Below are 11524 nucleotides of genomic sequence, written 5' to 3'. Positions count from 1 at the left end.
TACAACGATCTGCACACGTTGCCCCCGGCTGACACCGGACAATCTCCGATCATTGGTAACGCTCACTGTCCCGTCCTCTCCTGTCCCAGACCGGCTGTCCCCTCGACACCGGCGTCGACGAGCCTAACTAGCGATCGCATGAAATACATCACATACGCTCGAATTAGGGCGGATAGGAATAACGGTGTAACTCTCCGAAAGTGAAGATGTGCCGTGAATGACGCGGTAGCCGAAGATCGGCTGGTGTAATTCGTCCCGGCCGGGGCGGATGGCCTGCTGGCGCGGCTGGCGAAGCGCGCGGGCGGGCCGCCTGGCGTCACCCGGCCACGGTCAACGGATGCGTGCCGGGCGCTTGCGGACCCGCATCGAGGCGGGCGCCGGTGGCCGCGGACCCGTACCTCCGCGGCCGGCCTCATCCGCAATCTCCAGCTGGAGACCTCCTTGCGGGGACCCCTGTTCGGAGCTATCCGCGGCCATCGGTCCTGGCGCAGACTGCGGACTCAGATAACCACATTACGGCGGTTTTCACCAGAGAAGACATGTTATGTCCGTATATAAACTGTATTCCCTGTTTACAGGGATATACGGCTGGGTTGCTCGGCGTTCGTCGACGCCAGCTCTGGGATTGCTCGCGTTGGGACACGAGGTCATGGGGTAATCGTCATGGACGACGGCAGCCTGCGGGTTGAGACCCTCGGGCCACTCACCGCCTACGCCCAGGGGCGGGAACTTGCTCTCGGTCCGCCGAAGCAACGGGCTGTGTTTGCCGTCCTCGCGCTGAACGCCAACGTCGTCGCCGCGCGAGACGATCTGATCGACCAGATCTGGGGCGAGTCATCGCCCGCCACCGCGGTCGGCAGCCTGCACACGTACGTGTCCGGACTGCGCCGGGTACTGGCCGGTCTGGGAGATCCGCTGACCAGTTCCGGATCGGGCTACCTCCTCCGGCTCGACCCCGTGCGGGTCGACGTGGGGCTGGTCGAGCGACTTGCGGCACGGGCCCGCGCCAACAGCTCCAGGTGTGACCCGATCTCCGCGGTCACCGCCCTTGACGAGGCGCTGGCCTGCTGGCGCCCGGGTTCCCCGCTGGGCGGCCTGCCGGGTCCGTTCGTTGCCGAACACCGTGCCCGAGTATCAGATTTGCGTCTTCGGCTACTCACGGAACGCGCGGAACTTCTGCTGGACCTCGGCCAGCCTGACGATGTGGTAGCTCAGCTGAGCGGACAGGTACAGGCCAATCCGTACCATGAACGGCTGCGGGCCCTGTTGATAACGGCGCTGCACCATAGCGGCCGGACCGCCGACGCGCTCAGGGAGTACCAGGCGCTCCGGCAGCTGCTTGCCGAGGATCTGGGGATCGGCCCCTCGGCCGAGCTGCAGGCCCTGTATGTCTCGATGCTGGCGGACGATCCCGCAACCTGCCCGGCCTCCGCAAGGACGTCGCTCCAGGACGCGGCCGCCGCACCCCTGCGACCGGCGCAGCTGCCCCGCGATGTCGGCTGCTTCATCGGTCGCGCCGCTTCGGTCCTGCAGGTGCTGAGCGCATCTGCCACCGAGGACGGGGCCGACGCCACGGCCCCTGGCATCGGCTCACCGCGGATTGTGATGATCGTCGGAGTCGGTGGGATCGGCAAGACCGCGCTGGCCGTGCGCTGCGGCCGCCTGCTGTCCGCCGGTTACCCTGATGGTCAGCTGTATGTGAACCTCCGGGGCTTCGATCCCAAGCACCCCGCGCTGTCCCCGGCGGAGGCGTTGCACCAGCTGCTCGCCTCCCTGAACGTCCGGATGATCCCGGCCGGTCACGACCAGCGGGTCGCGCTGTGGCGCAGCACGGTCCGGGACAAGAGCCTGTTCATCGTGTTCGATAATGCCGAATCCGCTGACCAGATCGAGGATCTCCTGCCGGGCGGCGGTCCTTCCTTCGTCGTCGTGACCAGCCGTAACCGACTCAGTGCTGTCGCGGTCCGGCACGCGGCCCGCCGGATCACACTGTCCCCGCTGACGGCGGACGAGTCAGTCGAACTGCTCTCCGGCGCGATCGGGAGCGCCCGGGTCGACGCCGAGCGGCCGACGGTGCGGCGGCTCGCCGCGCTGTGCGACCATCTGCCGCTGGCACTGCGGATCGCCTCGGAGCAGCTGACCGCCAGGCCGCACGCCCGGGTCGCCGACCTCGTCGCGGACCTGGAGGACGCGCAACGCCGGCTTGATGCCCTACAGATCCCGGACGACGAGCTGTGCTCCATGCGCGCTGTGCTCTCCTGCTCCTATGCCCGGCTCGACGCCGGGGCGGCTCACGCGTTCCGGACGCTGGGTTTGTTCCCGGGGGTGAGCATCGTCCCGGAGGCAGCCGCGGCATTGTTCGACCTGCCGCTGCCGGCGGCGACCACCGCGCTGCAACACCTAGCCGCCCAGCACCTGGTCGAGGCTTCCGGCAGCCGCTACCGGATGCACGACCTGACCCGGATCTACGCCGAGGAGCTGTCCCACAGCGCTGAGATGACCGGGTCACGCCAGCCAGCCCTCGAGCGGGTGCTGCGCTGGTACATCCAGACGCTGACGCCGGACTGCGCCTCGAGCGGGACCGAGCTGCCCTGCACACCCGCTCTCGAAGCGTGCCACGCGCCCCTGCGCTTCGGTACCCGGGAAGAGTCCGTGGCCTGGTGCGTGCGGGAGTGGGGCAATCTCGCGCCGCTCGTGCGTACAGCGCACCGGACCGGCCGTCACGAGCAGGCCTGGCAGCTTGTCTATCTGCTGTTCGACTACTTCTATGCTGCCGGGCAGCCCTGGGACTGGGTCGAGACGCTGCGGATCGGGTTGCGTAGCGCGGAGGCGATCAAGGACAGACGGGCCCAGGCGCTGCTTCTCAACCAGCTGAACCTCGCCTGCTCCCGGCTGAGCCAGCACAGCCCGGCCGCCCGGCCGTACGCCCAGGATGCGCTGGATGCGCTGGAGGCACTGGAGGCACTGGAAGCACTGGAACGGGCTCGCCGCGGCGAGCCGGAGTACCGCACGGACGGTTGTCTCGATGACCGCCGCGAGCCGCATGCCCAGCCCGGCGGGCTGGGGGAGGCCGCCGACGGCACGGATTTTCCGAGCGTCCTGGAACGCAGCCCCCTGACCAGCCCCGTTTCTTGATCTATTTTTTTGTTACTGGTCGCTTTCAGGGCGTGCCGTCCGCCGGTCGTCCCTGGCTGCGCTGCCAGATCAGGACCGCCTCGACCCGGCTGCCCGCGCTCAGCCTGCTGAAGATCCGGTTCAGGTGGTTCTTCACGGTTTTCTCGCTGACCTGGAGCTGCGCGGCGATCTCGGAGTTGCGGGCGCCGCGCGATACCAGGCTCATCACTTCACGCTGGCGCCGCGACAGCGTGCCTACCGGGTTATCGGCGTCAGGGTCCGTTACCAGAGCGAGCTGCCGCCCTCCTGCCGGGCGGAGGCCGGCCCGAGGATGGTCACTGACCTCGACCACGTTCAACTGATATTCCGCGCAGAGGCGGCGGGATGCCGCGGCGTCCGCCCGGGGGAGGGGGGCTGCTGGCCGGTGCGGCGCGGCCCCGACCGCGGCCCCGACCGCGGCTGGGTCCGCCGGTGCCGCATTCGCCGCCGGTGAGACCGTGACCTCGACATACGGTAGGCGGTCGATCTCCACGGCCAGGCCTTTGCTCGCGAAGACCTGCCGGATCCGGGCAAGGATGTCCGGGCTCGTGATGGCGATCCGTACATGGCTGGCGCCGGCCGGAACAGTGACGGCTGTCATGCGATCAGCGTGGCGGAGCCGGCTCCACGTTTTCTTCACGTCCTGTCCACAGCCCGGTGAACCTGCTCAGAGCGTCGGCTCCTGCTCAGACCGTGGCTGGTCGTGGCTGGTCGAGCGCGAGGCTGGTGCGGACCGGGTCCGGCAGGAAGCCCGTCTCCAGCCAGCCGTCCGGCTGGACGACAAGTTGCCAGCGGGCATCCTTCGGGCCGCCCAGCACGACCACCGCCCACGCCGGCTTGGCCTGGGCCGTCAGCTCGTTCAGCCGTTGCAGGTCACGGCCGCCTGGCGCGCGCGCGACCAGGACGACGCCGTTGCCGCCCTCGGCCAGGTTGTCCCACAGCTGCTCGACTTCAGGTACCGACAGCGTGCCGGGCGGGTGCGCATCCACGTCGGCGGTGCCGAATCCGGCTCGCAACACGGTGATCTCACGGGACCAGGGGTTGGTGGCGAGTTCGCGTGTCCATGCGTCGGCCATCCGGCGCTGCATGGCGGCTGTGCCCTTGATGGCGATGAGGCCGCGGGCTTCGACCAGGTTGAGCAGGACACGTCCGTCCTCCGTGTTCCCCAGGGTCACCAGGTGCGGGTAGGGATCCGGCCGCCCGTCATCCATCGGCGCGTACTGGAGCCCGCGCAGGGTCGCGACCCAGGTCCGTCCCTCGTCCTCGACGCTCCAGCCGGTCGGCGGCAGCTCGTCCGGTGCCGACAGGCGCAGCCGGATCTGCTCGCCGCCCACGACGACCGCGTACACGCCTGGCAGTGACCGGTTCTGCTGGGCGCAGGCGGTCGCGAGAACCCGCAGCGACCGGTCGACGACCCAGGCCGCCGACGAGTCGGGCGGCGCGGTTGTCACGGTGCGCGTGCGGCGCAGCCGGTTCGGCAGCGGCAGCCGCCCGGTGCGCCAGGCCCAGACCGCCGCCGCGGTGAGGGCAAGCACGATGACGCCCAGCAGGCCCCAGAGCGCCAAGGCCATGCCCGAGATCTTCGAGTCGGCCCGCGGCGTCGAGGACTGCGCCGGCGCGGGCTGCGCGCCCGGTGCCGCGTTGTGTGACGAGGGCACGATCAGTGGCAGCGGGCCGATGCGCACGCCGTCACCCTTGGCATCCGCGGGCAGCAGCAGCACCCAGCCCGGTTTGATCACTTCGGGCCGCTCGACCCGCAGCCCGTCCGGCTCAAGGCGGCCCTTGTTCAAGTTGAAGATCTCCGGAGCGCGGTTCCCGGTACCCAGGAAGCGTACGGCGATCTCGAAAAGGAACTCGGGCTGGCCATTGAACTGCGTCTCCACGATGTAGTACTTCACGGGCCTGGCTGCCGGTGGCCGGCTGGGCGGCGCGGCGCGGGCCGCCTGCTGCCAGCCGATCAGCGTCATGAGAACGACAAGCAGCGCGGCCAAGGCCACGACCGCGACGCGAACAGATCGAACCAGCCGGGCGGGGATGGACATCGGAATCCTCACGTGAATACCTGACCTGAATATGCGCCGGGCGCGATCGCTCGACGAAAGCTCGTCGGCGGAGATGATTCGGGCAAGTCTCAGATCTTGTGCGGCGCTCCCGCGCGGCGTCAACGGACCCGGTGGGCCCACGGGCCCACGGAACAGCGGAATTCTGGACCACCGCGGCCGCGCGCGGTTAGCGTCCACATTCGTTCGCAGACCGACGCTGCCGGCGTGAGGCGCCGTGGCAGTTCTCGAAGGGAACCCAGGATGCCAAACCTGAACGTGACCTATCAGGACATGCATGACGCCGCCGGTAAGCTGACCACCGGCAAGCAGGAGATCGAGCACAAACTGCACGAGCTCAAGTCGCTCGTGGACAATCTGGTCAACGGTGGCTATGTCACGGACAAGTCGTCCAAGGCCTTCGACCACTGCTACACGGAGTTCAACGATGGCGTGACCAAGACCATTGATGGGCTGGACGGGATAAGCGACTACCTGAACAAGGCCGCACAGGCGCTACAGGACACCGATAACCAGCTCGCCAGCGCCATCCAGAAATGATCCGCGTCCCCGGCGAGGAACGAGCACAGTGACCCGGCACCCGCGCGGGCCGTGGGCCGGCGCGGGTGTACCGGCCCGAGCATCGGTCAGGCGTCCATGAGAGTCGTCGTCACCCTCTGCCAGTCGCGCGGTGACTGGCAGCGGGACTACGTCATCGAGGCGGACCCGGCCACGCCGCTGCGCGACATCGTCGCGGTGATGCGCGAGCAGGTCCATGCGACCGCTCTCGATCCGGACGCCTTCCACCTGGGCGACCAGCCGCTCGACCTGGCCCAGACCCTGGGCGCCAGCGGCATCTTCGACGGCTCGGTGCTGTCCGTCGACGGCCCGGCGAGTGGCGCTCGCCATAGTATCGGGCTGGTCACCGTCCGGGTCGTGGCCGGTCGGGATGCCGGCACCGTCACCAGGCTGGGTGCCGGGGAGTTCATTCTCGGCTCCGACCCCCACAGCGCTGTCCGCCTGGGCGATGATCTGCCGCCGGCGGTGGTTGCGTGCACGGTGGGCCTGGACGCGAGGATCCAGGTGTGCGCGCTGCCGGGCATGACCAGCACGACCACGGAACTTGAACTGAACCGTGAGCCGTTGCCCACGGTACCGACCTGGTGGCCGCCCGGGGTGCAGCTGCGGATCGGCCCGTCGCTGATCGAGGTGCACCCGGTCCGCGCGCCTGACGCGGTGATTGAGCCCGAGCCGGACGGCGAGTGGCTGAACTACAACCGACCCCCGCGCATCCTGCCGCCTGAGCGCAGGACCGCCTTCAAACTGCCGGTGCAGCCCAAGCCCTACGTGGGCAGCCCGATGCCGTGGGTCGCCGCGGCGTTGCCGGCGATGTTCGGCGTCCTGATGGCGACCTTTTTCCACAACCCCATGTATCTGCTGGTCGCCACGATGTCGCCGATCGTCATGCTGGCCAACGGCGTCACCGGCCGCAGACAGGGAAAGAAGAGCTTCCGACGGCAGCTCGCCGAACATCGGGAGCTTCTGGCCACGGTCGAGGCGGACATCGCGACCGCGCTCGAGGTGGAGAAGGTGGACCGGCGCCGGGCCAGCCCGGACGCGGCCGAGCTGCTGATCACTGCCACCGACCCGCGCAGCCGGCTCTGGGAGCGGCGCCGGACCGACCCCGATCACCTGCTGGTCCGGGTGGGTACCGCGGACCTGCGCAGCCGGGTTCGCGTCGAGGACATGGCCGAAATGGAACACCGCCGCGCCGCGGACAGGGTGGCGCCCGACGTCCCCGCGGCGTTCTCCTTCACCATCGCGGGCGTGGTCGGGGTGGCCGGCCCCGGCGAGCGGCCGCGCCTGATGGCGCGCTGGTTTGTCGGGCAGCTGGCCATCCTGCAGAGCCCGCGGGACCTGCAGATCTATCTGCTCACCGACAGCGACGGCGAACGCTGCTGGGAGTACGCCTCCTGGCTGCCGCACCTGCGCCCGTTGCTCGGCCAGGATGCGCTCACCCTGGCTGGCATCGACGCCGAGACGCTCGGCCGGCGCGTAGCCGAGCTGACCGAGCTGGTCGCGGCCCGGCGGCGGTCCCGGCTGGACGCCCGTTCCGACGCCGTGTTCGCTGACCCGGACATCCTCGTCGTCCTGGACGGCGCCCGGCGGCTGCGGGCCATCCCCGGCGTGGTCACGCTGCTGCAGGACGGCCCCGCGGTCGGTGTGTACTGCCTGTGCATCGGCTCTGACGAGCGGACTCTCCCGGAGGAATGCGCCGCGGTCGTCCTGAGCGGGCCGGGCGGGGAGACCACGCTGCGCCAGCAGCGGTCCGCCGACATCACCGGGATCCGGACCGACGAGATCGACCCGGGCTGGTTTGACCGGGTCGGCCGCGCCCTGTCGCCGCTGCGGGACGTCAGCGAGACGCAGAACGACTCCGCTCTGCCACCAGCCGCCCGGCTGTTGGACATCCTCTCCCTCCCGGATCCCGACGCGGCCTCGCTGATCAGTCGCTGGGCACTGTCCGGCCGGAGCACGAAGGCGCTGCTCGGGATCTCGTTGGACGGTCCGTTCGCGCTTGATTTGGTCGCCCACGGACCACACGGTCTGGTGGCCGGCACCACCGGCGCGGGCAAGTCCGAGTTCCTCCAGAGCCTGGTGGCCTCGCTCGCGGTGGCGAACAGACCGGACGCGATGAGCTTCGTGCTCGTCGATTACAAGGGCGGTGCCGCCTTCAAGGACTGCATCGATCTGCCGCACACCGTCGGCATGGTGACCGACCTGGACAGCCACCTGGTCGAACGGGCACTCACCTCGCTGGGCGCTGAGCTCACCCACCGGGAGCACCAGCTCGCCGCGGCCGGCGCCAAGGACATTGAGGACTACCTCGACTACGCTTCCCGCGGGACGCGGCTGGCTCCGATCCCGCGGCTGCTCATCGTCATCGACGAGTTCGCCTCGATGGCCCGCGAGCTGCCGGACTTCGTCAGCGGCCTGGTCAACGTGGCGCAGCGGGGTCGTTCGTTGGGAATCCACCTGGTGCTGGCCACGCAGCGCCCGTCCGGGGTGGTGTCACCGGAGATCCGGGCGAACACCAATCTGCGAGTGGCGCTGCGGGTCACCGACGCGGGGGAGAGCTCCGACGTCATCGACGCCCCCGACGCCGCGACCATCTCGGCCGCGACCCCGGGCCGTGCCTACGCTCGGCTTGGCCATAGCTCGCTGCTGCCGTTCCAGAGCGGGCGGATCGGCGGCCGGCGTCCGATGGGCACCGCCACGATCCGGTTGCCGGACCCGGTGCTGAGGCCGCTGCGGTGGGCCGACATCGGGCAGCCGGCGCCCAAGCCGCAGCGGTCCGCCGGGGAGACCGACGTCGCCACCGACCTGTCCGTCCTCGTCGCCGCCATCCGCGCGGCCAACGACCGGCTCGGGCTGCCTGCGCAGCGCCGGCCCTGGCTGCCCCCGCTGCCGGAGCACCACGTCATCACTTGTGCCGACCGCGACGGTAGCGACGGCACCGCCATCCCCGCGTTCGAGTGGGCCCTGCAGGACCTGCCGGCCGAACAGCTTCAGGTCCCGGCCACAATCGACCTGGCGGCCTTCGGTCATTTCTACGTGATCGGCGCGCCGCGGTCGGGCCGCTCCCAGGTGCTGCGCACGATCGCGGCTTCAGCGGCCAGCGTGGCCAGCTGTGCTGATGTGCACCTTTTCGGTCTGGACTGTGGTAACGGCGCGTTGCTGCCTTTGGTGAAACTGCCGCACACCGGGGCGATCGTGCAGCGCAGCGAGACTGAACGGGCCGTCCGGCTGCTCGGCCGGCTGTACGAGGAGACGCTGCGCCGCCAGCAGCTGCTCGGTCAGGGCGGCTTCGCCGACGTCACCGAGCAGCGCCGGGCCTCGAACCCCGAGGAGCGGCTGCCGCACCTGCTGCTGTTGCTTGACCGATGGGAGGGGTTTATCGGAACGCTCGGCGAGCACGACGCCGGCGCACTGACCGAGAAGATCCACACCTTGCTGCGCGAAGGGGCCAGCACCGGGGTGCACCTGGTCGTCACAGGTGACCACAGCCTCCTGTCCGGCCGGATGAGCTCGCTGTGCGACGACAAGATCCTGCTGCGGCTGACCGACCGGACCGACTTCAGTCTGGCTGGCCTGAACTACCGTAAACTCCCCGAAACCATCCCGCCTGGCCGCGGCTACCGGACCGGCAGCGGTATCGAGACCCAGGTCGCTCTGCTGGCCCATGACCCCTCCGGCCCAGCCCAGGTTGACGCGCTGAACGCGCTGGCGACCCGGCTGACCGAGCGCGAGCGGGACACCCCGCGAGACCGCCGCCCGTTCCGGGTGGCGGTCCTGCCGAAGAACCTGGTCATCGAGCAGGCCTGGGAGTTCCTGCCAGCGGACGGCGACCGGCCGATGTGGGCAATGATCGGCGTGGGCGGTGACGATCTCGTCGCGGTCGGGGCTGATCTGCTCCGGGACCAGCCCACGTTCCTGGTTGCCGGGCCGTCCCGCTCCGGGCGCAGCACCGTCCTGTCGGTGATGGCGGAGTCGTTGTTGCGCAACGGGACCGAGCTGGTGATCGCGGCTCCCGCCATGTCGCCGCTGCGCGCTCTGGACGGCCGTCACGGGGTGCGAGCAGTGATCACCGAGGACGGTCCGACCGAGGAGCTGCTGGCGCCGCTGCTCGACCCGGACGGCAAGGATGTTGTCCTGATCGTCGACGACGGCGAGCTGCTGCGCGACGCGCCGGGCAAGGACTACCTGCGCGGTTACGTCCGGGGGGCGGCGAGCAACCGCCGAGGCCTGATCCTGGGCGGGAACGCGGCCGAGGTGGGCAGCGGGTTCACCGGCTGGCAGGTCGACGTGAAGAAGAACCGGCGCGGCGCGCTGCTCTCACCACAGAACATGACGGACGGCGATCTGGTCGGGATCCGTGTCGCCCGCTCCAGCCTGTCCAGCCAGGTCACGCCGGGGCGCGCCCTCGTGCACCTCGGGAACGGTGATCTGATCACCGTGCAGGTGCCGGCCATCGGAGCCGGCTGACCGGCTGACCGGCTGATTGCTCTGTTGCTCTGTTGCTCTGTTGATCTGGCTGTGGGGAGAGGACGGTGCACCGTGCCCGATCTGGTGGTGACAAGCGATCTGGACGTCATCCGTGACGGTCTGAAGATCCTGGTCGACGAGTTCGCCGGCGCGCTCGACTTCGAGAACGATTCGGTGGGCATCTGGGGCCAGCACAACGCTGAGAGTTCCATGGGTGACTTCGCCGATAACTGGACGATCCACCGGGACAAGATGACCGAGCGGATGAAGAAGCTCAAGGACACGGTGGAAAAGGTCGCCGAGCAGTGGCGAGACGCCGACGACAAGTTGAGCGAAGCCTTCCAGCAGTAAGAGCGAGGTGACAGAACATGAGCGCACGTAACGAGCTGGACTGGAACCTGCTCGATCTGGACAGTGATCCCGTCCCGGGCGATCCCGAGCGGGTCAGTGCGGCCCAGCGCCGGTACGCGAACATCGCCGCGACCATCCACGAGACGGCCGGCCGGCTGCGCAAGGTCGCCGAGGCGCACGAGCTCGTCGGGAAGTACGCCGACGCGATGCAGTCCAAGGCCACGGATGTGATCAGCGACCTGACCAAGGCGTCCGGCCGTTATGACGCGGTCGCCGAGGCTGTCGGGGTGTACCAGCCGGCGCTGCTGAGCGCGCGTGACGAGAGCGCCGCCGCGGTCCGCGACGCTGAGGATGCCAAGGCGAGCCAGACCAAGGCGCAGGCTATGCCCGATCCCTCGGCCAGCCGTCCACCGGATGCCGCGCCCCTGACCCAGAGCGACCAGGACGCGATCAACGCCCGCGGCAAGGCGATCTCCGCCGCGGACGATGCCCTGGCCGCGGCCAAAACCCGGCTCCGGAAGGCGGTCGACGCGCTGGACACGGCTGGCCGGGCGCTGGAGCAGGCCGTGAGCGCGAACCGGTTCAAGGACGACCATCTCACTGACACCTTGCTGGACAAGTTCAACGCCTTTCTCAAGGTGCTCGTGAAGGTGCTGCAGTGGGTCGGCATCGCCCTGGCCGCCCTAGCGATGATCTTTCCGGGGGTCGGCCTGTTCGTCGCGATCGGCGTCGCCGTAGCGGCGGTGACCCTTATCGCGGACATCGTTCTGATCGCGCAGGGGGAGACCAGCTGGTTCGAGCTGGGGATGGCGGTGGCCGGGGTCGTCCTGCTGGGCGCTGGGAGCCTGATCGCCAAAGGCCTGCAGAACCTGGGCAGCCAGATCCGCGGGGTGCTCGGCCCCGCCTTGCGCAGGTTCGCGGCCCCGCAGATCGAT

General features: G+C 69.3%; 7 protein-coding genes. 5 read left to right on the top strand and 2 right to left on the bottom strand.

The genetic code is table 11. From position 1 onward, the window contains the following. The first annotated feature begins 663 nt into the window (after positions 1-663). Positions 664-3135: a BTAD domain-containing putative transcriptional regulator gene (locus MJ777_RS20150; RefSeq protein WP_239377450.1), complete on the top strand. Its 2472-nt coding sequence runs from the start codon at positions 664-666 to the stop codon at positions 3133-3135. Between the two features lie 25 nt (positions 3136-3160). Here the strand turns inward: MJ777_RS20150 and MJ777_RS20145 are convergent, their stop codons facing one another. Continuing rightward, positions 3161-3754, bottom strand: coding sequence for a helix-turn-helix transcriptional regulator (locus MJ777_RS20145; RefSeq protein WP_239344535.1), 594 nt, complete (start codon positions 3752-3754; stop codon positions 3161-3163). Positions 3755-3839: 85 nt separating this feature from the next. Then, positions 3840-5195 (bottom strand): hypothetical protein, encoded by a 1356-nt coding sequence (locus tag MJ777_RS20140; RefSeq protein WP_239311327.1) that lies wholly within the window; start codon positions 5193-5195, stop codon positions 3840-3842. Between the two features lie 261 nt (positions 5196-5456). Between MJ777_RS20140 and MJ777_RS20135 the strand changes: the two genes are divergently transcribed. From MJ777_RS20135 to MJ777_RS20120, 4 genes are all read left to right on the top strand, one after another. Beyond that, on the top strand, positions 5457-5753 hold the full coding sequence (locus MJ777_RS20135; RefSeq protein ID WP_239311326.1) for a WXG100 family type VII secretion target: 297 nt from the start codon (positions 5457-5459) through the stop codon (positions 5751-5753). A gap of 96 nt (positions 5754-5849) precedes the next feature. Then, entirely contained in the window at positions 5850-10238 is a 4389-nt protein-coding gene (locus tag MJ777_RS20130; RefSeq protein WP_239377449.1) for an FtsK/SpoIIIE domain-containing protein, read from the top strand. Positions 10239-10310: 72 nt separating this feature from the next. Beyond that, entirely contained in the window at positions 10311-10589 is a 279-nt protein-coding gene (locus tag MJ777_RS20125; protein ID WP_239311324.1) for a hypothetical protein, read from the top strand. Positions 10590-10606: 17 nt separating this feature from the next. Further along, a partial coding sequence (locus MJ777_RS20120; protein WP_239377448.1) for a hypothetical protein occupies positions 10607-11524 on the top strand: 918 nt, incomplete at its 3' end.

This window comes from Protofrankia sp. Cj5, assembly GCF_917627405.1.
GTDB lineage: Bacteria > Actinomycetota > Actinomycetes > Frankiales > Frankiaceae > Protofrankia.
Note: the sequence above shows the minus strand (reverse complement) of the source record. Positions and strands in the feature narration are given on the sequence as shown.